16 protein-coding genes are annotated in these 20,411 nt (G+C 63.3%); 5 read left to right on the plus strand and 11 right to left on the minus strand.

The genetic code is table 11. The features are described from left to right. Nucleotides 1–40: 40 nt before the first annotated feature. The 4 genes from AOT83_RS07035 to AOT83_RS07050 form a co-directional block, all read right to left on the minus strand. Complete coding sequence (locus AOT83_RS07035) at nucleotides 41–2,833, minus strand: AAA family ATPase (protein ID WP_057964612.1); 2,793 nt, start codon at nucleotides 2,831–2,833, stop codon at nucleotides 41–43. 49 nt (nucleotides 2,834–2,882) lie between these two features. Further along, nucleotides 2,883–4,622 carry a ubiquinone-dependent pyruvate dehydrogenase gene (gene poxB, locus AOT83_RS07040; RefSeq protein WP_057964613.1) on the minus strand — a complete coding sequence of 580 codons (1,740 nt, stop codon included), beginning with the start codon at nucleotides 4,620–4,622 and terminating at the stop codon, nucleotides 2,883–2,885. A 124-nt stretch (nucleotides 4,623–4,746) separates the two neighbouring features. After that, on the minus strand, nucleotides 4,747–5,682 hold the full coding sequence (locus AOT83_RS07045) for a patatin-like phospholipase family protein (RefSeq protein ID WP_030097581.1): 936 nt from the start codon (nucleotides 5,680–5,682) through the stop codon (nucleotides 4,747–4,749). 56 nt (nucleotides 5,683–5,738) lie between these two features. Continuing rightward, nucleotides 5,739–6,506 carry an SDR family NAD(P)-dependent oxidoreductase gene (locus tag AOT83_RS07050; RefSeq protein WP_057964614.1) on the minus strand — a complete coding sequence of 256 codons (768 nt, stop codon included), beginning with the start codon at nucleotides 6,504–6,506 and terminating at the stop codon, nucleotides 5,739–5,741. Between the two features lie 152 nt (nucleotides 6,507–6,658). Between AOT83_RS07050 and AOT83_RS07055 the strand changes: the two genes are divergently transcribed. Together AOT83_RS07055 and AOT83_RS07060 are read left to right on the plus strand one after the other, a co-directional pair. Further along, entirely contained in the window at nucleotides 6,659–7,204 is a 546-nt protein-coding gene (locus AOT83_RS07055) for a TetR/AcrR family transcriptional regulator (protein WP_030097579.1), read from the plus strand. A gap of 47 nt (nucleotides 7,205–7,251) precedes the next feature. Further along, nucleotides 7,252–7,680, plus strand: coding sequence for a pyridoxamine 5'-phosphate oxidase family protein (locus tag AOT83_RS07060; protein ID WP_030097578.1), 429 nt, complete (start codon nucleotides 7,252–7,254; stop codon nucleotides 7,678–7,680). Between the two features lie 30 nt (nucleotides 7,681–7,710). On the opposite strand, the gene AOT83_RS07065 is transcribed toward AOT83_RS07060, so the two are convergent. The 3 genes from AOT83_RS07065 to AOT83_RS07075 are packed head-to-tail and all read right to left on the minus strand — an operon-like array spanning nucleotide 7,711 to nucleotide 11,247. Further along, a complete protein-coding gene (locus AOT83_RS07065) occupies nucleotides 7,711–7,980 on the minus strand; it encodes a metal-sensitive transcriptional regulator (RefSeq protein WP_030097577.1) in 270 nt (89 codons plus the stop codon). Nucleotides 7,981–8,005: 25 nt separating this feature from the next. After that, a complete protein-coding gene (locus tag AOT83_RS07070; RefSeq protein WP_198528408.1) occupies nucleotides 8,006–10,798 on the minus strand; it encodes an MMPL family transporter in 2,793 nt (930 codons plus the stop codon). Between the two features lie 29 nt (nucleotides 10,799–10,827). Next, the gene (locus AOT83_RS07075; RefSeq protein WP_057964651.1) at nucleotides 10,828–11,247 is read right to left on the minus strand and encodes an MmpS family transport accessory protein; all 420 of its coding nucleotides are present in this window, start codon (nucleotides 11,245–11,247) and stop codon (nucleotides 10,828–10,830) included. Nucleotides 11,248–11,464: 217 nt separating this feature from the next. Between AOT83_RS07075 and AOT83_RS07080 the strand changes: the two genes are divergently transcribed. Next, on the plus strand, nucleotides 11,465–12,085 hold the full coding sequence (locus tag AOT83_RS07080) for a hypothetical protein (protein WP_057964616.1): 621 nt from the start codon (nucleotides 11,465–11,467) through the stop codon (nucleotides 12,083–12,085). Between the two features lie 83 nt (nucleotides 12,086–12,168). Next, on the plus strand, nucleotides 12,169–13,341 hold the full coding sequence (locus tag AOT83_RS07085; RefSeq protein WP_057964617.1) for an FAD-dependent oxidoreductase: 1,173 nt from the start codon (nucleotides 12,169–12,171) through the stop codon (nucleotides 13,339–13,341). 4 nt (nucleotides 13,342–13,345) lie between these two features. Here the strand turns inward: AOT83_RS07085 and ppc are convergent, their stop codons facing one another. The 3 genes from ppc to AOT83_RS07100 form a co-directional block, all read right to left on the minus strand. After that, nucleotides 13,346–16,135, minus strand: a complete 2,790-nt coding sequence (gene ppc, locus AOT83_RS07090; RefSeq protein WP_030097572.1) for a phosphoenolpyruvate carboxylase — start codon at nucleotides 16,133–16,135, stop codon at nucleotides 13,346–13,348. Nucleotides 16,136–16,207: 72 nt separating this feature from the next. After that, on the minus strand, nucleotides 16,208–17,041 hold the full coding sequence (locus tag AOT83_RS07095; RefSeq protein WP_030097571.1) for a glycoside hydrolase family 16 protein: 834 nt from the start codon (nucleotides 17,039–17,041) through the stop codon (nucleotides 16,208–16,210). Nucleotides 17,042–17,096: 55 nt separating this feature from the next. Beyond that, nucleotides 17,097–18,257: an FAD-dependent oxidoreductase gene (locus tag AOT83_RS07100; RefSeq protein WP_057964618.1), complete on the minus strand. Its 1,161-nt coding sequence runs from the start codon at nucleotides 18,255–18,257 to the stop codon at nucleotides 17,097–17,099. Between the two features lie 76 nt (nucleotides 18,258–18,333). Between AOT83_RS07100 and AOT83_RS07105 the strand changes: the two genes are divergently transcribed. Continuing rightward, a complete protein-coding gene (locus tag AOT83_RS07105) occupies nucleotides 18,334–19,584 on the plus strand; it encodes a M20 family metallopeptidase (RefSeq protein WP_030097569.1) in 1,251 nt (416 codons plus the stop codon). On the opposite strand, the gene AOT83_RS07110 is transcribed toward AOT83_RS07105, so the two are convergent. Further along, nucleotides 19,574–20,386, minus strand: coding sequence for a CoA ester lyase (locus AOT83_RS07110; protein ID WP_030097568.1), 813 nt, complete (start codon nucleotides 20,384–20,386; stop codon nucleotides 19,574–19,576). The two genes, AOT83_RS07105 and AOT83_RS07110, sit on opposite strands and share 11 nt — an antisense overlap. Nucleotides 20,387–20,411: the final 25 nt, after the last annotated feature.

Consider the following 20,411-nt stretch of genomic DNA (forward strand, 5'->3'; position numbering starts at 1 on the left):
TGGGCGCATCAGTCATATGACTGGTGCGGTGCGGGCCCAGCTACGTGATCAGGTCACGCAGCTCGTGCCGTCGGCTGATCCCCAGCTTGGGGTAGACGTGATACAGGTGAGATGCGATGGTGCGAGGTGAGAGGTTGAGCTGATCGCCGATCTGGCGGTTGGTCATGCCGGACGCCACAAGCCTGACAATCTGCTGTTCTTGCGCGGTCAGCGATTCGAAGCCTGCGGTGGTGCGGGCAGATTTCGAGACGACGCCCGCGGCACGCAATTCGGCACGGGCGAGTGCCGCCAGCGCCTCGGCACCCTGGCGCTCGAAAACCGCCAGCGCCGTCGATAGGAGGGGACGCGCCTCAGCGGGACGACGGGCTCGGCGCAACCACTCTCCGTAGTGCAGCCGGGCGCGAGCGCCTTCAAGTGGCCACTGATCTCCGCTGGAATCGTCTACCGCGAGCCGAAAGTAGTCCTCCGCGTTCGCGGTTGAGGACACCAGGGCCATTGCCTGGTGATGCAGCAGCCGGATTCGTGTGGGTGACGCGGGGTCCAGTTGCCTTCCGATGGCTTCGATCAACGGCCGAACCTCCTCGGCGCGGCCGCTACGCGCAGCCGCCCAGGCCAGTTCGGCTAACCCGCGGTGCGATACGACGAAGTGCGTGGGCGTCCCGTCGGAATGAAACTGCGCGCGGAAGTATTGATACGCACCGTCGAAGTCGTTGTGGAGGATCGCCGTCCACCCCCATGCGCGCGCGAGCGCGGTGCGTGTCGCTCCTGACGTCGTATCCAACGAGGACGTGTCGATACTGCGCAACGCCGCTGTCGCGGCGATGACGTCACCGCGATACGCGAGTAGCTGCGCACGACAGACGGCGGTTTCGCTGTGCAGCAGTGCGAGATCGTCGAGCTCGTACAGGTCCGCGGTGGCAGCAAGGAGTTCGCCGAGTTGATTCCAGCGGCCCGTGTCCAGCAGTGCCCAGGCGAGGGGTGCCAGTGCATAGGTGAAGCCCCGCATGCCGCTACCGCCTTTGAGGGATTCAACCGCCTCCGAGAGATGGCGAACGGCAAGGCCGGAGTCGTCGGTGGAGGCTGCCATGAGGCCCACGACGAGATGCCGAAAGGGTTCCAGGATCGGCGCCTGCGGTGTCAGCCAGCACCGGTCGAAGGATGTCGGCCTGGCGTGCCCTGCAGAGGCGGTATCTGCGTACATGCCGATGTAGGTGCGCTGCAGGGCGGCAGCACCCTCCGGGAATGTGAAGAATTCGGCCGGCGTCTCCGCCTGTTCGGTGTCATCGAAGGGAAGGCGGGGAAGCCACTTCTGGAGCGCTTCGCGATGTCCGATATCCCCGGAATAGTAGGAGGCCGAGGCGCCCAGGTGAGCCAGCGTGAGGGCAAGCCGGCCCTCCGGAGGCGTTGCTCCCTCCATACAGCGGCGAACCAGTTCGAAGGCCTCGGTCGCCTGTGCTGATTGCAGCCTGATGGAAGCTCGGGTGAGGGAGGCGTAACCGAGAATATCGGGTTGATTGGTTAACTGAGAAGCCTTGTCGCAGAGTGTGAGTGCCCAGGCAGTGTCGCCACCGAAGTTCGCGGCCGCCGCGGCCCGGGCGTACCGGCGCGCACCATCGTCATCACATGGACTCAACTCTGCGGCACGCTGCAGCGCACGTGTGACCTCCAGGTAGCCGCCGCGCTCCTGGGCCAGTTGCGCGGACTGTTCCAGTGCCGATGCGATGGCCTCATCTGGCCCGCCCGCTGCTTCAGCCAGATGCCAGGCACGGCAGGCATTGTCGAGTAGCGGAGATCGCCCGAAGGCGAGATGGGCTTCCCGTTGTTCGGTCAGGGTTGAATCGGTATAGGCGAGAGCCCGAAGCAGTGGATGGCAGAACTTGATCAACCTATCCGGGGTGATTCTCAGTAGCCCAGCGTTCTCGGCGTCGTTCCAGACGGATACGTCGGTACCGTGGCCGGCCACATCGGTGATGATGTCCACGGTTTCGTATCCCGAACCGGATGCGCTGTACAACAACAGTTTTCGGGTGATCTTATCAAGTGCCGCCAGCTCTATGGAGAAGATGAAATGCGCACCGCGGTATCCGGCCATGTTGTTTCCGCGGAACACCGTGGCGCCGGAAAGACCGTAGAAGCGTGCCCCTTCGATCAGCGCCAACGGATTTCCATCCGCCCACCGGATGATCTCACCGCGAACGCCACGCTCGGGGGGCGGCATCTGTGTGTCGAGGAGATCACTCGCTTCGCGGTCGCTCAGTGCCGGTACGTCGATAACTGTGATGGCCGAGTCGAGGCCAGGCAGCCCATCTCGGTGTCGGCCCGTCATGATCACCGACACCGGAGTGTGGATGAGCCTGCGGGACACGGAGGTCAGCACTTCACGTGAATCGCGGTCGAGTAGGTCGACGTCGTCGAGCGCGAGAAGGAGCGGGCGTTCACGGGCTACGGATTGCAGTAGGGCAAGGAGCGCATGCCGGATGATGACTGGACTGGGCGATGAGGGTGTGTTGTTGATCCCGAGGATGTCACTGAGGGTGTCACGCAGCAGCCTGGGCAGCGCGTTGACGTGCTCGTTCAAAGGGCAGATGAGTTCGGCCAGGGACGTGTAGGCATGCAACAGATCGGGTTGGCTCCCGGCGGCAAAGAGCACCCGGACTCCGGCGTTCGCGGCAGCTGCGGTGGCATCCCGCAGCAGCGCTGACTTACCAATCCCGGCGTCTCCGAGCAGGAGTAACACATTGGGCGCGTTGTCTGTCGTGGTCGCGACGCGCCTGACCACGTCGCGCAGGTCGTCGCGCCCGACGAACGTAGGAGGGGAAGGAGCAGCGGTCATGGCGTTTGCGATGGTAGCGCCACGACCGCGTGGCAGCAGTGACTGAGACTTACCGGCGGCGCAGACGCGCGCCCAGGTTCGTCTTGGCCAGGTCGATGAGCTCGTCGCCGCGGCCCGACAACAGGGTTCTCGTTGCCCACAGGGAGAAGCCTGCGACCTGCGCGGCGGTGATGGTCGGTGGAATCGACAGCTCTTGGCGGGCGGTGAGCACTTCCACGAGGGCCGGGCCGTCGTGACTGAAGGCGTCCGACAACGCGGCGTCGAGTTGGTCCGGGCGCTCCACGCGGACACCATGAATCCCGAGTGCCCTTGCGAGGTCGGCAAAGACGGGGTTGTCCAGGGCCGTGCCGTAGTTCACGATTCCGGCGGCCTTCATTTCCAGCTCTACGAAGCTGAGCGCGCCATTGTTGAACACCACCATCTTGATGGGCAGCTGAGACTGGGTCAATGTGATGAGGTCTCCCAGCATCATCGCGAGGCCGCCGTCGCCAGAGAGCGTGACGACTTGGCGGCTGCGATGTGACGCCTGGGCGCCGATTCCCTGGGGTACCGCATTGGCCATGCTTCCGTGGTTGAACGAACCGAGCAGGCGTCGTCTGCCATTCATGGACAGGTAGCGCGCGGCCCAGATGACGGGTGTGCCGACATCGGCGATGAATACCGCGTCTTCGGCAGCCAGCTCGTCGATCCTGCGCGCTACCAGCTCCGGCCGCACGGGCGTCTGATTGCGATCGTCCACCGCCAGCCGGTCGAGTTGAGCACGCGTACGCGTGTAGTTCTCTTTCGCGCGCTCTAGATGCTTGCTGTCGGAATGCGGAACAAGTGTCGAATTAAGTTGCTGCAAAGTGTCTTTCACCGAACCGATGAGTGGGACATCCACCCGGACACGACGGCCGATGTGTTCACCGCGGATATCGACCTGAATCACGGTCGCCTTCGGTGGGTAGAACTGTCGATACGGGAAATCCGTCCCGAGCATCAGTAGCACGTCGGTGTCCTCGAGTGCGTCGTACCCGGAACGGAATCCCAACAGGCCCGTCATGCCGACATCGAACGGGTTGTCGTACTCGACGAATTCCTTGCCGCGCAACGTGTGCACGATCGGGGCCTGCAGCGTGCGGGCTACCGCCAGCAGCTCGGCATGGGCGCCCTCACAGCCGGCTCCGGCGAGGATCGTGACCGTGCTGGACCCGTTCAGTACGCGCACCGCTCGCTCTAGGGACTCGGGGTCCGGCAGACGGGTCCCGATGCCGGCGACGATGGGCGCCGAGGGCGGTGCCACATCTGTCTTGGCGCTGAGGACGTCTCCGGGGATCGTCAGGACGGCAACACCCCGCTGATCCAGCGCGGCCCGGATGGCGGTGTCCAAGACGTAGGGCAGCTGTTCAACGCTGCTCACCAGCTCGCTGTACACACTGCATTCGGCGAACAGATTCTGTGGATGCGTTTCCTGGAAGTAGCCGCTGCCGATTTCGGCGCTGGGAATGTGCGATGCGATTGCCAGGACGGGAACGCGGCTGCGGTGTGCGTCAAAAAGCCCGTTGATGAGATGCAGATTGCCCGGACCACAGCTGGCGGCACACACCGCAAGAGCGCCGGTCAGTGCGGCCTCGGCTCCTGCGGCGAATGCTGCCGCCTCCTCGTGGCGCACGTGAACCCACTCCACGGTGCCATCGCGGCGCAGAGCTTCGGTGAAGCCATTCAACGAGTCGCCGGGAAGGCCATAAATACGTTGAACACCAGCGGCTTTCACGGTATCGACGATGAGTTGCGAGACTGTGCGGGCCATGGTGCCCTCCAAGGGGATGAGGCGTGCTGGACGGTCAGGGACGGTTGACACTCTTCATTGGATGCTAGCGGCGGTCGCGATGGTCGGCCATCAGTCATTCGACTGGTGGACGGGATGGCAACGGCTAGTTCGTGTTCGCGTATGTATCGAGAGCCTCAGCGGCGCAACGGCGCCCGACCTCGATGACCTCGGAGGCGCGATGAAAGTCCAGACTGCGACTGACACTGCGCGGCACCTCGATGAGAACATCAGGCGGGTGTGCCGCGAGCTGCATCCGGGCAAGGGAGGACTGCATGACCTCGATGGTGCGGTTCATCACCTCGAAGCTCGTCAGTTTCGCGGCGGGATCCGGTTGGCCAGCGGCCTCGGTGCCATCGGTTTCGAACAGCGCCGAGGTGCTGCGCAGCAGCCGGTTCAACCACTCCGTCGTCACGCGCGGCTCACGGGGCTCGGGGTCCAGCGGCGGCGCCGGGGCGCGTACTTCTTCGCCTCCGCTGAGGCTTACCGCCACTCGCAGCTCGGCGTGCACCCCGGCCAGCGGGGCCACCGCCATCAGATCGAGAACACCGCCGTCGGCCAGCACTCTGCCGTCGAGTACATGTGGAGAGATCATTCCGGGAATCGCGATGGATGCGCGAATGGCCGACGCCAATGAGCCGCGCTGTAGCCACACCGACTTTCCGGCGATCAAGTCGGTCGCGACCGCGGTGAACGGGATAGGCAGGTCTTCGATCGCGACGTCGCCGAGTAGTTCGCGCACGACGTCCAGAATCTTCTCCGCACGGAAGAAGCCGGGGCTGGTCCAGGTCGGATCCAACAGCCGCAATACCGCGCGCTGCGTTAACGAGGTCGCCCACGAGGTGAATCCGTCGAGCGCACCGGCTGCTTCCAGCCCGCCGACCAGCGCACCCATCGATGACCCCGAGATCCCGGAGATCTCGAAGCCACGCTCGCGCAGTTCCTGGATCACACCGATATGCGCGTAACCGCGGGCCCCGCCCGCGCCTAGCGCCAGCGCGATCTTGGTGCCGGGTGCGCCGGTGCTCGCCTCGTCAGTCATCCACTCAATCTTGGCAAGAGCGAAGCGAGGTATCCAGGTGAGGTGTGCGACACCCGCTATTGGCGAGCGTGTGGATCGGAGGCGTTGAGCGTCGCGACGACGTGGTCATAGTCACCGCGTGCCTCGCCGTAGCGTAGGAACTTCACCCGCTCTACCTGAATCTCGTTGGCGTCGGGCTGCGTCTCCAGCAGGGTGATCACCTCGTCGACGAAGTCCTTCAGGGGCATTGCGAAGTCGCTCTCTTGCTGGCCCGGCATGAGATCTGTGCGAACCGCGGGTGGCTGGAGTTCCTTGACCGACACGGTGGTATCCGCGAGCTGCAGCCGGAGCGTCTCACTGAGCATGTGGATGGCAGCCTTGGATGCGTTGTAGCTGGGGGTGACCTTCAGCGGTGCGAAGGCCAATCCGGACGACACTGTGATGACGGTGGCTTCCGGTCGGGCCTGTAGGTGCTCGATGAAGTTGGCGATCAACCGAATCGTGCCAAGCACGTTCGTGGTGATGATCTCCTCGGCCGACTGAAGAAAAGACTCAGGGTGGTGCCAGTCCTCGACGCGCATGATGCCCGCCATCGCAATGAGGACGTTCACGTCGGGATGCTCGGTGAGTACCTGCTGGGCGGCGGTGCGGATGCTCGCCGGATCGGAGATGTCGATCTGCACTGCCGAGATGCCGGGGTGCTCGGCGTGGATTCGCTCAAGCAGCTCGGTGCGGCGGCCGCCGACGACCACGGTATTGCCTTTGGCCTGCAAGGCTATGGCCAGTTCCAAGCCGATCCCACTGGTGGCTCCGGGGATGAACACGGTATTGCCCGTCATCTTCATGCGCGACCTCCGATCGATTATGTGTACGTATCGTACATATCGATAATGTACGGTACGTACACATAGTTGGCAAGGGTACGGAGGCGATGGTGGCCCAGGCGGAACGGGACGCGGTGAGGCGGCCGCGACGAGGGCGTCGCCCGGCTGACGAGGTGCGCGAGGAAGTGCTGCAGGCGGCGGGTGAGTTGCTCTTCGCCGATGGCATGAGCGGATTCACCATCGAGAAAGTCGCTGCTCTTTCGGGTGCGAGCAAGATGACGATCTACAAGTGGTGGCCGTCGAAGGGCGCCCTCGCGCTCGATGGCTACTTCCGAAAGGTTGAACCGGAATTGGGGTTCCCCGATACCGGGGAGATCGAGCGCGACCTCCGCGTGCAGCTGCGCGCGTTCCTCGGCGTCATCCGTGACACGGTCGGGGGCGGAATCATCGGGGAGCTTATAGGTCAGGCGCAGCTCGATCCTGACCTGAAAGCGGCCTTTCTGCAACGGTATTCGGGTCCGCGGCGCGCACTTGCGGTAGCGGCGCTGCGCCGCGCGCAGGAACGCGGCCAGCTTGGTGCGGCCACGGACCCGGAAGTCGTCGTGGACCAACTGTGGGGCGCTTGCTACCACCGGCTGTTGGTACCGGATCAGCCGCTCACGGCGGACTTTGTGGATGCCTTGCTCGCCAATGTGCTTTGGGGGATCAAATCCAGATGAATCTAGGTGCGGGAATAAGCCCGACAGATCGGGGGGTTTGACGCAACATGTCACGTCAGTTCAGCGAAGTAGAGCGTCAGGATTTTCTTGCGGCCAAGCACATCGCTGTGCTGTCGGTTGCCGCCAACGAGCGCCCGCCGGCCAGTGTGCCGATCTGGTACGACTACGTCCCCGGTGGAAACATCCGTATCAGCACGAGTGCGGGAAATCGCAAGGCACGGCTTATCCAGGAGGCCGGGGCGGTGACGCTGACGGTTCAGCAGGAAGAGCTGCCCTATCAGTACGTCGTCGTCGAGGGCACTGTCGTGGAGGCTGCTGAGCCGGCCCCGGTGGCGGCGCGCGAGGAAATCGCCATCCGCTACCTCGGTGAGGAGGGCGGCCGGGAGTTTGTACGCAGCTACGACGGCAGCGAGAACGTACTGTTCACCATCCGTCCCGACCGCTGGTTCACCGCAGATTTCTCGGGCGATATCTGAGCCGCGAAAGGTAGGCGCGAGGCGCCGCGCTCACGCCAAGGCTAGGAACAGTTTCTCGAGTTCGGCCTCGGTCATGGGCGCGGTGTCTCCGTTGCGATCGGCGGTGATGCATTCTCGCAGCCCGGTGGCGACGATCTTGAATCCTGCGCGGTCGAGGGCACGCGATACGGCAGCCAGCTGAGTCACCACGTCTTTGCAGTCGCGTCCGTTCTCGATCATGTTGATGACGCCGTTGAGCTGACCTTGTGCCCGGCGCAGTCTGCTGAGGATCGCGGTGATGCTGTCTTGATCGTCGATCATGTCTCTACCTTTCAGGGGCGCCTAGCTACTGGCAGTATACCCTCCTGGGTATAGGGTAGGTGCGTATTCTCAGCGGCCACCAGAACCATGGGCCGAGTAACCCGGCTATGGACGGGGTCATCAGTGAGCGCACGATGAGTGTGTCGAACAGCAGGCCTAGGCCGATCGTGCTTCCGGCCTGGCCGATCGAGCTCAAATCGCTTGCAGCCATGGACATCATGGTGAATGCGAACACCAGCCCCGCGGACGTGACGACTCCGCCGGTTTCTCCCATTGAACGGATGATGCCAGTCTTGAGTCCCGCGCCGATCTCCTCCTGGAATCGGGATACGAGCAGTAGGTTGTAGTCGGAGCCGACAGCTAGCAGGATGATCAATCCGAAGACTGGCGCGATCCAGTTGAGCTCGAGGCCGAAAATGTGCTGCCACACCAGCACCGACAGCCCAAACGCGGCGCCGAGCGACAGCAGTACGGTGCCGACGATGACCAGTGAGGCGACCAGTGCCCGTGTGATGATCATCATCACGGCGAAAATCAGTGTCACGGCGGCGATTCCGACGATCAATAGGTCATAGCGAGAGCCAGATTGGATGTCGCGGTAGATCGCGGCGGTGCCGGTGAGGTAGAACTCGGCGCCGGTCAGGGAGGTTCCCTTGACAGCTTGATGGGCGGCCTCCAGCTCGGAGATGACTGAGGAGATTCCTGCGGGGGTGGCCGGGTCCTTGTCGTGGGTGATGATGAAGCGCGCGGCTGTGCCGTCGGGGGACAGGAACAGCTTCAGCCCGCGCTGAAAGTCCTTATTCTGGAATGCTTCTGGTGGAAGATAGAAATAATCGCCGCTCCGGGAGGCGTCGAAGGCCTGTCCCATCGCGCTGGCGGTGTCGGTCATCTGCGCCATCTGTGTCACCAGGTTCGAGAAGCTGCTGTGCATGGTCAGCAGGCTCGCGCGCATGGACTTGGCCACGGCGATGATCGGGGGAAATTGGGCCGCCATGTGCGGAATGATTGCGTCGGCGTTTCCGACGTCTGCGGTCAGTGTGCGCATCGTGTCGCTGAACGTGTCGACGCCATCGATGGCGTCGAACACCGAACGTATGGCAGAGCATGCAGGGATATCGAAACAGTGCTGATCCCAGTAGAGATAGTTGCGCAGCGGTCGTATCACGTCGTCGAAGTCGGCCAGATGGTCCCGAATCTCGTTGAGTGTTGCTGTCGCATCTGTCATGTCCGCGCTCATGCGGTGCGTTGTGTCGCTCATCTGGCTCAGCAGGGATCGCATGCGCTCCATGGAGCCGATCATGGAGCCGAGATCCTCACTCATGGTGAGCATGTCGGCTGCGCGGTCCCTCATGAACTGAAGATTCTGCTGGATCGGAATCGACTGGGCGCTGATCTGGAAAGGGATGGAGGTGTGCTCAATCGGGCCCCCCAAGGGGCGGGTGATGCTTTGTACCATGGCGATTCCGGGTGAACGGAACACGTCTTTGGCGATCTTGTCAAGAATGATCATGTCGCCGGAGTTGCGCATATCGTGATCGCTCTCGATCATCAGAATATCGGGATTCATTGTGGCGGCGGTGAAATGGCGTTCAGCGGCCGCGTAGCCGACGTTCGAAGGCAGGTCGGCCGGTATGTAGAACCGGTCGTTGTAGCTGACCTTCATGGTCGGCATGATCGCGATACCGATGATCGCTATGCCCAGTGAGGCGGCGAGCACCGCGCCGGGCCAGCGCACGGTGGCGGTGCCGATACGCCGCCACCGCCGAACTTTCACGGCTCGTTTGGGTTCCAGCAGCCCGAACCTGGTTGCGAGGACGACGACGGCGGGCGCCGCGGTGAGGGCGCCTGCGACAACCACCAGCAGCCCTAGTGCAGAGGGGATGCCGAGGGCCTTGAAGTACGACAGTCGCGCGAGATGCAGACACAGCGTTGCACCGGCGATGGTCAGACCAGATCCCAGGATGATGTGGGCGGTTCCCCGGAACATGGTGTAGTACGCGGTTTCTTGATCCTGGCCGGCTTGGCGCGCTTCCTGATAGCGGCCGATGAGAAAGATGGCGTAGTCGGTTCCCGCGGCAATCGCCAACGAGGACAACATGGCCACCACGAATGTCGAGAATCCCAGGAGGTCGTAGTTACCGAGAATCGCGACAACACCTCTGGCGGTGCCCATCTCGAAGCCAACCATGACCAGAACCAGCAGCATCGTGCTGACGGAGCGGTACGTGATGAGGAGCATGATCATGATGACTGCGCCGGTCACGCCCATCATGATCAGCATGCTTTTGTCGGCGGCCTCATTCATGTCGGTGGTCAGCGCCGCCGGGCCGGTGACGTAAACCTTGAGGCCCGGCGGTGGCGGGGAGCTGTCCACGATTGTGCGGACCGCTGTCACCGACTTGTTGCCGAGCGTGCTGCCCTGGTCGCCAGCCAGATTGAGCTGTACATACGCGGCGTGACCGTCGCGGCTCTGAACACCGGAAGCTGTCAACGGGTCGCCCCACACGTCCTGAACGTGCTGAACGTGGCCAGTGTCTGTCCGCAGTGCGCGTACCAGGTTGTCGTAGTAGTGGTGTGCCGATGCGTCGAGCGGATTGTCGCTTTCCAGCACGATCATGGCCATGCTGTCGGAGTCAGATTCGTGGTACTTCTCACCGATGTGCCTAGCCGCCATCATCGCCGGCGCGTCACGCGGCGACATCGTCACCGCGTGATCTCTTGCCACCGATTCAATGGGTGGCACAAGCAGGTTCACCGCCACGGTCAGTAGTAGCCAGGCCAGCACAATGGGGATGGCGAATCTGCGAACAAATCGCATGAAGGCAGGAAGTTCTTGAGCAGGAGGGTTCATGCTGCTTTCACCAGACAGGAGATCTGGGCGTGGTGCCCGTCAGCAGACTGATCGTCTTCGATTCGGCCGTTCACTGTGATCCGGCACCCGATCGCGGCGCTATTGCCTTGCGCCACAACACTGGCAATAACCGCGGGCACGGTGGTTTCGATTGTGTAGGTCCAGGGCAAAGTGGTGAAATCGGCGGACTGTGGTTGCGCGTTCTTGTCGAGGTAGCTCACCGCACCCGTGGTGTCGGTGGGGCCGTAGATCTCGTATCGCACGTGTTTGATCGCCGAGGGCGCGAGTGGCTGTGCGCTGCTGCCGGTGGCCGAGAATATGGGTTCGGAGCCGAACGCTCCTCGCAGGTGATTCACGGCGATTGCGCCGACACCGACCGCACATGCAACCACCGCCGCAACCCACGCGCGCCGCATCACGGCAACTGTTGCTGTGCGCACCTTCTGGCCACCTTTCTGTTGTAGATCAAATGCTTTCGGCGCCAACGTGTGACCTCTTCGCTCGCGTCGACGCTACAAATACCATACCCCCTACGGTATATAGCCCCCGGAATCTCATCCCGGCTTATATACCGTAGGGGGTATGGTATAACGGAATGAGAACGAGTTTGTGAGCCGTGATGGGAGACGCCGAATGTCCACAGGCAGTGGTTCTGCGCAAGCCGACACGTTCGACGTGAGGGTGTGGCTCGACCCGGTGTGCCCGTTCTCCTGGAATACCGCGCGATGGCTGAACACACTCGCGGACCAGTCGGGCCTGTCGATCGATTGGCAGCTGATGAACCTCGCGGTCTTGAATGAGGGCAGGGAGCTCCCGCCCGCACAACAAGCACGTATGGAGGACTCGCGACAGGTGGGTCGGCTGATGGCAGGCGTCCATCGTGAGTTGGGTCAGCAGGGCCTGCACACCGCGTACTTCAGCTTCGGTGAACTGTATTTCGATGAGTCGATGCCCTTCGACGCATATCTGGTGGACCGGGTACTGGCGGCGGTCGCACCCCACGGGGTGTCACGTGAATCGCTATCGGACAGTTCCCTCGATGCACTGGTCCGTTCCTCGCATGAGTCCGGGCAGCAGGCGTTGGGAGACGTCGGCGGCAGCCCGCTGTTGCAGATCAACGGCCGCACGTTCTTCGGCCCTGTGTTGACGGCATTGCCGGAGCACGGCAACGCGCGTGCGCTTTTTGACGCGGTCACCGTGCTGGCGGGTGTGCCGGAGTTCACCCAGTTGCAGCGCCCGCGCCCGGCGCATTAAGCCCAGGCGTGGTCGCCACGTCTTACGTCCGTGAAAACAAAGCGCCCGCTTAGGGGCCTGTTCAGGAAGAGGGATCGCAGAACATGAAGAAGAAGGTTGTCATCCTGGGTGCGGGAATCGGCGGTCTGAGCGTGGTCAACGAATTCCGCCAGTCGCAGGTGCCACTGGGCGACCTCGACATCACCATCGTGGACGAGGACTTCGCGCACTTTCTGGGATTTACCTTGCCGTGGGTCATGAGGGGCTGGCGCGACGCGGCAAGTGTGCCGATACGGCCCAGCTCCGAGGCGCTGTCGGGGATAACCACGGTCACCGGTTCCGTCATCGGCATCGATCCCATTGCCCGCACCGTCACCCTTTCCGACGCATCGGCTCTGGACTTTGACGCGCTCATCATCGCCACCGGTGCGCGCAACGCCCTCGACAAGATTCCGGGCTTGAGTGAAGCAGCAGCACGAGGTGAGGCGGTGCACTACTACGGCGTCGACGCGGCCGGTGATGCCCGGCGCGCGATGGAAGGCTTCTCGGGGAGCAAGATCGTCTTCCTGGTGACCTCACAGCCTTACCGTTGTCCGGTGGCTCCGTATGAGGGCGCCCTACTGGCCTCGGACTTCTTGAACGACAAGAACATGCGATCGGATGTCGACATCAGCGTGTACACCCCGGAGAAGCACCCGATGCCCTCGGCCGGCCCTTACGCGGGACCTCAGCTGGTGCAGTTACTCAAGGACAACGGCATCACCTTCCACGGTGAACACACCGCAGAACGCGTTGACCCGGACGGAAAGGTTGTCGTGTTCGCCGACGGCACCACAGTGAGCTTCGACCTGTTGGTGTTCGTACCGCCTCACGAGCCGTCCGTGACCATCGACGGGCCGGAATGGATCGGCGTCGATGCGCAGACCATGCAAACGCCCTATGAGGGCATTTGGGCTATCGGTGACACCGTATCGGTGACATCCCCCTCCGGCAGGCCACTGCCGAAGGCGGCCATCTTTGCCAAGAACGGTGCAAAAGCGGCTGCCCAAAATGTGCTGCACTATCTCGAGAGGTCCGACCGGACCGCAGCACTTTCGGGACTGGGGTACTGCTACCTCGATACCGGGCAACATCGTGCGGCACAAGGCAAAGGCGACTTCTTCACACTGCCGCATCCGGAGATCACCCTCACCGAGCCTTCCGCCGGTCAGCATCGTGACAAACAAGAAGAGGAAGCGCAATGGCGCAACATGTGGGAGTCATGTTCCGGCGCTTGATATCTCAGCCGCTGTTGCGCAGCGCGGTGGCCAGGCCGCTCATCGTGAGCAGTATGCCGCGCTGCACCAGCTCGTCCTGATCGCCGGATCGGTACCGGCGCAGCAGTTCCACCTGTAGGTGGTTGAGCGGCTCCAGGTAGGGAAAGCGGTTGAACACCGAACGTGCCAGCGCCGGGTTGTCGGCAAGCAGATCCTCATGCCCGGTGATCAATTGATGCATGGCAATGGTTCTGTCGTGCTCGGCCACGATCTTGTCGAACACCCGGTGCCGCAGTGCTTCATCGTCGACGAGTTCGGCATAGCGGGCCGCTAATCCCATGTCTGACTTGGCCAGCACCTGGGCCATATTGGACAGGACCGTCTGAAAGAACGGCCACCGACGGTAGAGCTGTTGCAGCACCTCGAGCCGCCCGTCGCCTTCGGCGATCCACTGTTCGATCGCCGCGCCCGTGCCGTACCAGCCGGGCAGCATCACCCGCGACTGGCTCCAGGCCAAAACCCAGGGGATGGCGCGTAGGTCGGCGATCGATGTGGTGGGCTTCCGGGAGGTTGGGCGACTGCCGATGTTCAGCGCGCCGATTTCGTTGACCGGCGTCGATGCCTTGAAATATTCGACGAAGCCGGGTGTTTCGTGCACCAGCTCGCGGTAGGTGCTTTGGGCGCGCGCGGCAAGGTCATCGAGTATTTCGTATGCCGCGCCCGCCGCCTCTCCCAATCCTTCGACATCGAGCAGCGTCGACTCCAGGGTTGCGGCCAACAGCGTCTCGAGGTTGCGGTGGGCCGCGCGTGGTTCGGCGTACTTGGCGGCGATCACCTCGCCCTGCTCGGTGATACGAAGTGATCCGGATACCGCCCCGGGCGGTTGGGCCAGAATGGCGTCGTAACTCGGACCGCCACCGCGTCCTACAGTGCCGCCGCGGCCGTGGAAGAGCCGCAATCGGATTCCGTTCCTGCGGGCAGATTCCACCAGATCCAGTTCGGCGCGGTACAGGGCCCAGTTGGCAGCCAAGTAGCCGCCGTCCTTGTTGGAGTCCGAGTACCCGAGCATGACCTCTTGGCTTTCGCCTCGAGCCGCCACCAGTGCCCGGTAAAGCGGAAGCTCCAAGGCTGCTTCGAGAATGGCGGATCCACGCTGTAGGTCGTCAATGGTCTCGAACAGCGGCACAATGCCCACCGGACAGAACGGTCGTGGCCGTGACGCGTCCAGCAATCCTGCTTCCTTCAGGAGGATTGCCGCTTCCAGCATGTCCGAAACCGACTGGCACATCGAGATGATGTAGTTAGGCACCGCCCTGGGGCCATAGGTCTGAACCGCTCGCGCGGCGGCTGCGACGATGTCGAGTTCTTTGCGGGCAAGCTCGGAGAGCTCGGCCCCTTCGCCGATCAAGGGGCGGCGGGTACGTAGCTCGGTGACGAGTACCTCGATGCGCTGCGGCTCCGAGAGCGATCGGTAGTCGGAATGCACACCGGCCCAGGCAAGCAACTCGGAAACCACCTCTTCGTGGACATCCGAATTCTGCCGCATGTCCAGCCCACTGAGATGAAAACCGAAGACATGAACGGACTCTCGCAGCGTACGCAGTCGATCGTCCGCCAGCACCACGCTGCCGTGCGCGCGCAACGAAGCGTCCACGATGTCGAGATCTCGCAGTAGTTCGTCCGGCGTGCGGTACGGAATCAGGTCGAGATCCAGACCGTGCTCGGGCAGCTGGTCAAGGATGTTCGCGGCCGTCGCGGTGAGGCGCGCGTGGATGACGCGTAATGCTCGACGGTAGGGCTCGTCTGCCCGGTCGGTTTCGCCGCCCTGCTCGGCCAATGCGATCAGATCGGCGGAGACTGTGACCAGGCGGACGGATAGGGATAACTCCTGCTCCAGTGCCACCAATTGTTCGAAGTAGTAGGCGATCGCCGTCTGTGCGGCACTACTTGTCGCAAGATGCACTACCTCGGCGGTGACGTTCGGATTTCCGTCCCGGTCACCACCGATCCACGATCCGGGCCGCAGAATCGGCTCGCTGAGCAACTCGGCATCCGGCCACCGGCGGCGTAGCGCCGTGCGGATCTCGGCGTTGATCTCAGGTATCACCTCGAAGAACGAGGCCTGGTAGTAGCGCAGCCCCACGGCGATTTCGTCTTGAATCTTCAACCGGGACAACCGGATCAATGCCGTCTGCCACAGTGTGAGAATGTGCCGCTGAAGTTCGTGCTCGATATCCCGGCCGGTTTCGGTCTGCGACAGTCCCTGCATTCGCAGCCGCATGAGCTCGGTGATGCGATGCTGGGTATCGAACACGGTACGTCGGCGGGTCTCGGTCGGGTGAGCGGTAATAACCGGCGACACCAGCGCGCCGGTGAGAGCGTGTGCTACGCGATCCGAAGTAAGTTGTGCGGCATCGAGTTTGAGGTACGTGGCGGCGAGGCTACTGTCCTGTGGTGGCGCGCCCGCGGCGACGTGCACGGCCCGCCGGCGCTCTCGATGGATATCCTCGGCCACATTGGCCAGCAGCGCGAAATGGGTGAAAGCCCGGATGACGGGGATGGCTCGGTGGATGTCGACGCCGTCGAACAGCTGCGCCAGTTCGGCGCGATCGATCTCCGATCGGCGCACCCTGAACGACTCCACTCGCGCTCGCTCCACGAGCTCGAAGACCTCGTCGCCGCACTGCTCACGCACCGTAAGACCCAAGATGGTGCCCAGTAGCCGGATGTCTTCACGCATCGGCTCGGTGGCCTCGCGACCCACCTGTGTCCGGGTGACGGCGCCTATCGGTGCAAGATCCGTAACCTCAGCCATGGATCGAGTATCCGTGGCAACGCCGCCGCTCGCATGATGAGCGCCGATGATGAGACGAGATCGGCAGCTGAGCTACCAGACCCTGATCCAGTCGACGAGCATCTCCGCGGGGTAGGTGCCGCCGCGCGGATCACCACCGCCGGATCCGGCCACGGCCAGGTTCAGCACCGCGAAGGCCTTGTGTCCGGGATTGTTGAACGGCCAGTCCGCCAGGGAGTTGGCCGGGACATCGAAGTACGGCGCCGCCCCATCGGTGTAGTCCCGCCAGAAGCGAATCCCCTTGTCGTCCCACTGGGTGCGCCAGGTGTGCCAGCCGCTGTCCAGGGTCAGATTGTGGGTCTTCCATTCCGAGCCGTTTGCCTTGGCGTGCACCGTAGTTGCGGCCGGCCAGCTGCCGTTGCCGTACCACTCGACGATGTCGATTTCACCGTCCTGGTCGCTGCCGAGCCAGAACGCGGGCCACGCGCCCGGAGTCAGGCAGTTGAACTTGATACGCGCTTCCCAGGTGTAGCCGATACCAAGTTCGGTGGTGCTGTAGATCTTGCCGCCGTAGTAGGTGTTGCCTTCCTTGGCGGCCTTGATGACCAGATTCGAGTTGCCGTCGATGTAGACATTCTTGCGATCGTCGCGGTACTGGCCGACGTTCTCGGGGAGCTCCCAAAACGTCGGGTCCTTCATGGACTCGCGAGCTTTCGAAACAGCCCATTTGGACCCGTCGGGCGCCGACCCGGCCGGGCCGTCGAACTCGTCGACGAAGACGTACTTGCCGGTGGGGGGTGCCGCTGGCGGCCGGTTGGGCGGGTTCTGTGGTGCGGGTTGCGCCCACGCCTGCGGCATAGAAGCCGCTGCTGCCAACATGCCAAGCCCTGAGAACGCCATCATCCGGCGCCGATCCATATTCACCATCGACGCCGACGATAACAGGATTCGCTCGGCGCGGTCCGGGTCTGCGGGACGGCTGCTAGCGGCTGGTGCGCAGCGACTCGCGACCGGGCGACAGCATGGCCGCGTCCACTCCGCGACTGGCCAGATCTTGTGGAACCGGGCACTGTGCGGCCAGCGCGGCCCCAACCCGCGCGAGCGCCGGGGCCATCTGGATGCCATAGCCACCTTGAGCCGCGTACCAGAAAAAGCCCTCGATATCCGGGTCTTCTCCGACAACCGGCGTGCGATCGGGGGTGAAGGACCGCAACCCCGCCCATGCGGAATTCACGGTCCGGATACCGAGGGTGGTGGCCTCGTTGATCATCCCGATCGCCCGCGCCATCTCCAGCTCGTCCGGTCGGGGGTCGCCGGGCGCCTGGAGCGTCTCGTCGGCGGGCGAGCACAGGAACTGGGTGCCGTCGGGTTTGAAATAGAAGGTGTCTGACGTGTCCAGTGTCATAGGAATCGAGCCGTCAGACCTCTGCTGCGGCGCGGACACCATGAATGCGGTACGCCGAAGCGGCATGATCCCCACCGGCTGCGCGCCCATGGCCTGCGCGAGTTCATCGCACCAGGCGCCAGCGGCGTTCACGACGGTTTCCGCTTCAAATTGCCGTCCGGATGAGTCCCTCAGAACCCACCTGCCCCGATGGCGGGTGCTGCTTACGATGGGCGCCGACTTGACGATGCTTCCGCCGCGGCGGCGCAGCCCGCGCACATAGCCCTGGTGCAGCCCGTGGACGTCCAGCTCCATGGGAGTCGGATCGATCGTCGCTAGTCGCGTGTGTCCGGGGCGCAGGTACGGGTTAATCTCCTCGGCCGCCGCGCCGTCGACCAGCTCCGTATGACAGCCCTGGAGCAAGGCCAGGCCATGTAGTTCGCGCAGCGTCTCCGCATGCGCGTCATCGGCGATGATCAGCAGCGGCAACGATGTGGCGAGCGGGGCATCGAAGCCCTCGCGGGGGTCGGTGAAGAAGTCGCGGCTTGCCGCCGTCAACATCCGGATGACGGGATTTCCGTAGTTCTCGATGAAGGTGGCCGCAGATCTTCCGGTGGTGTGAAACGCCAGCGTCGATTCGCGCTCCAGCAGTGCGACGGTGTGATTTTCGGCCAACTCGTAGGCAATCGACGCGCCCGACATCCCGCCTCCGACGACAATGGTGTCGACGGACAGTTCGGTAACGGTGGACTGGCTCACATGTCCGAGGGTAGGTCCTCACGACCGCCGTATGGTCGGTCTAAGACGTGGCAACATAAAGAGTGGGAGAGCCCGGATGACGATCACGCTGCCCGACAACTGGGCGGACACTTTGGGGGACTTAGCCGCCTTTTACCGCGACCTGCATCAGCATCCGGAACTCTCATTCCAGGAACACCGGACCGCGGCGAAGATCCAGGAGGCGATTGCGCCACTCGGGCTGGAGGTGACATCGGGCGTCGGGGGAACCGGAGTTGTGGCCGTGTTGCGCAACGGATCCGGTCCGGTGGTGTGGCTCAGGGCCGACTTCGACGCACTTCCGGTACAGGAGCAGACCGGACTTCCCTACGCGAGCACCGTTCGCGCCACCAACCCGGACGGCAGGGATGTTCCTGTCATGCACGCGTGCGGGCACGATATGCACGTCACCGCGTTGGTGGGCGCCCTTCGGCTGCTGAATGAACTCAAGACCGCGTGGTCGGGAACGGTGGTCGCGGTTTTCCAACCCGCCGAGGAGGTGGGCGGGGGTGCGAAGGCGATGATCGCCGACGGCATCCTGGATCGGTTCCCCAAGCCTGAGGTCGTTCTCGGTCAACACGTCGGTCCGTTGCCTGCCGGGATGATCGCGTACAAGACGGGCACGGCGCTGGCCGCCTCGGATTCGCTCAAGATGCAACTGTTCGGGCGGGGCGGCCATGGCTCGCAACCGGAATCGACCGTCGATCCGGTGGTGATGGCCTCGAATGTGGTGCAGCGTCTGCAGACCATCGTCTCGCGCGAGCTGTCCCCGTTCGAACCCGCCGTGGTCACCGTCGGCTATCTACATGCGGGGGCGAAGGACAACATCATCCCCGATGACGCCGAACTCGGTATCAACGTCCGCACCTTCGATGAGGAGGTGCGGCGCAAGACGCTGACGTCCATCACGCGGATCGCTCAGGCCGAGTCAGCGGCTTCGGGTGCCGACAAGGAACCGGCGGTGACGTCGATGCACACCTTCCCGATCACCGTCGTCGACAACGCGGCGATGCAGGCGATTGCCGCCGTGTTCCGTGAGCACTTCGGTGCCGAACGGGTGATTGAGTCTCCGAATCCGCTGGCAGGCAGTGAGGATGTCGGATCTTTCGGTACCGCGGCCGGTGTCCCCACCGCGTTCTGGTTCTGGGGAGGGTACGAGCAACAGCGTTTCGAGGATGCCGCGGCGGCCGGAAAGCCTGTGCCGTCCAACCATTCTCCGGAGTTCGCCCCGGTGCTGGAACCGACGCTGAGCACCGGGGTTGAGGCGCTCACCGTGGCGGCGTTGTCGCGGTTGACGGCTACGGCGTGATCAGGCCCAGCATCCGTGCGCGCTCCAGAATGATCCGGGCGCGATTCAGCCGGGGCAGGTCGCTGCCGTCCTGTGGCTTCCCCCCGTGGCTGTTGAACTGCTCTACGAAGTCCTGAGCCCACAAAACGTCGTCATCGGAGGGGCTCAAACCCCTGTTGATGGTGTCGGCATCGGATGAGTGCAGCGCCAGCTTTCCTGTCATACCCATGCGGCGAGTCAGCGCGACTCCCTCGGCCAGCTCGGCCGGGTCGCGCGTTGGTCCGTCGATCGGTCCCGGAATGTGTGCGGCGCGCGAGGCCACCACAAGCTGGGATCTGCTGTACGCCAGGGCCAGTGGGTCTGGATCGACACCGATATCGAGCGTGTAGTCATTGACGCCGAAGGCGATACGAAAGCAGGGGCGAGCCGCCGCGATGTCGTGTACGCGGGACAGACCCCGCGCGGTCTCAATCAGAGCGATCACAGGAGTTTCGCCACCGAGGCGGTTGGCGGTGTCCCACATGTGATTGCCACCCTCGGTCTTGGCCAGCACCACACCCTTGAGGCCCTGGGCCTCCGCGAGTGTTCGACAGTCGGCCGACCAGAAATCACTGGAAGCATCGTTCACGCGCACCCAGGCGCGCCCGCCTGAGTTGAGATATGCCAGCACGCGTGCGCGTGCCGACTCTTTCTCATTCGGTGCGACGGCGTCCTCCAGGTCCAAGATCACCTCGTCGGCATGTGTGGATGCGACCGCAGCACCGAGGTCGGGCTCCCTGGAAGGATTGACCAGAAGCCATGAGCGTGAAACCTTCGAGTTCACTGCCACCTCACCAGTATTTCGCAGA

Origin of the sequence: Mycobacteroides sp. H001 (assembly GCF_001440005.1) — a bacterium.
Classification (GTDB): domain Bacteria; phylum Actinomycetota; class Actinomycetes; order Mycobacteriales; family Mycobacteriaceae; genus Mycobacterium; species Mycobacterium gwanakae.

What these genes read in the sequence shown, in the direction of transcription:
- AOT83_RS07085 (WP_057964617.1), top strand. Translation starts at nt 12,169, where the DNA reads ATGAAGAAGAAGGTTGTCATCCTGGGTGCGGGAATCGGCGGTCTGAGC.
- AOT83_RS07070 (WP_198528408.1), bottom strand. Translation starts at nt 10,798, where the DNA reads ATGCGATTTGTTCGCAGATTCGCCATCCCCATTGTGCTGGCCTGGCTA.
- ppc (WP_030097572.1), bottom strand. Translation starts at nt 16,135, where the DNA reads ATGGCTGAGGTTACGGATCTTGCACCGATAGGCGCCGTCACCCGGACA.
- AOT83_RS07105 (WP_030097569.1), top strand. Translation starts at nt 18,334, where the DNA reads ATGACGATCACGCTGCCCGACAACTGGGCGGACACTTTGGGGGACTTA.
- AOT83_RS07080 (WP_057964616.1), top strand. Translation starts at nt 11,465, where the DNA reads ATGTCCACAGGCAGTGGTTCTGCGCAAGCCGACACGTTCGACGTGAGG.
- AOT83_RS07060 (WP_030097578.1), top strand. Translation starts at nt 7,252, where the DNA reads ATGTCACGTCAGTTCAGCGAAGTAGAGCGTCAGGATTTTCTTGCGGCC.
- AOT83_RS07035 (WP_057964612.1), bottom strand. Translation starts at nt 2,833, where the DNA reads ATGACCGCTGCTCCTTCCCCTCCTACGTTCGTCGGGCGCGACGACCTG.
- AOT83_RS07045 (WP_030097581.1), bottom strand. Translation starts at nt 5,682, where the DNA reads ATGACTGACGAGGCGAGCACCGGCGCACCCGGCACCAAGATCGCGCTG.
- AOT83_RS07075 (WP_057964651.1), bottom strand. Translation starts at nt 11,247, where the DNA reads ATGCGGCGCGCGTGGGTTGCGGCGGTGGTTGCATGTGCGGTCGGTGTC.
- poxB (WP_057964613.1), bottom strand. Translation starts at nt 4,622, where the DNA reads ATGGCCCGCACAGTCTCGCAACTCATCGTCGATACCGTGAAAGCCGCT.
- AOT83_RS07050 (WP_057964614.1), bottom strand. Translation starts at nt 6,506, where the DNA reads ATGAAGATGACGGGCAATACCGTGTTCATCCCCGGAGCCACCAGTGGG.
- AOT83_RS07095 (WP_030097571.1), bottom strand. Translation starts at nt 17,041, where the DNA reads ATGGTGAATATGGATCGGCGCCGGATGATGGCGTTCTCAGGGCTTGGC.
- AOT83_RS07065 (WP_030097577.1), bottom strand. Translation starts at nt 7,980, where the DNA reads ATGATCGACGATCAAGACAGCATCACCGCGATCCTCAGCAGACTGCGC.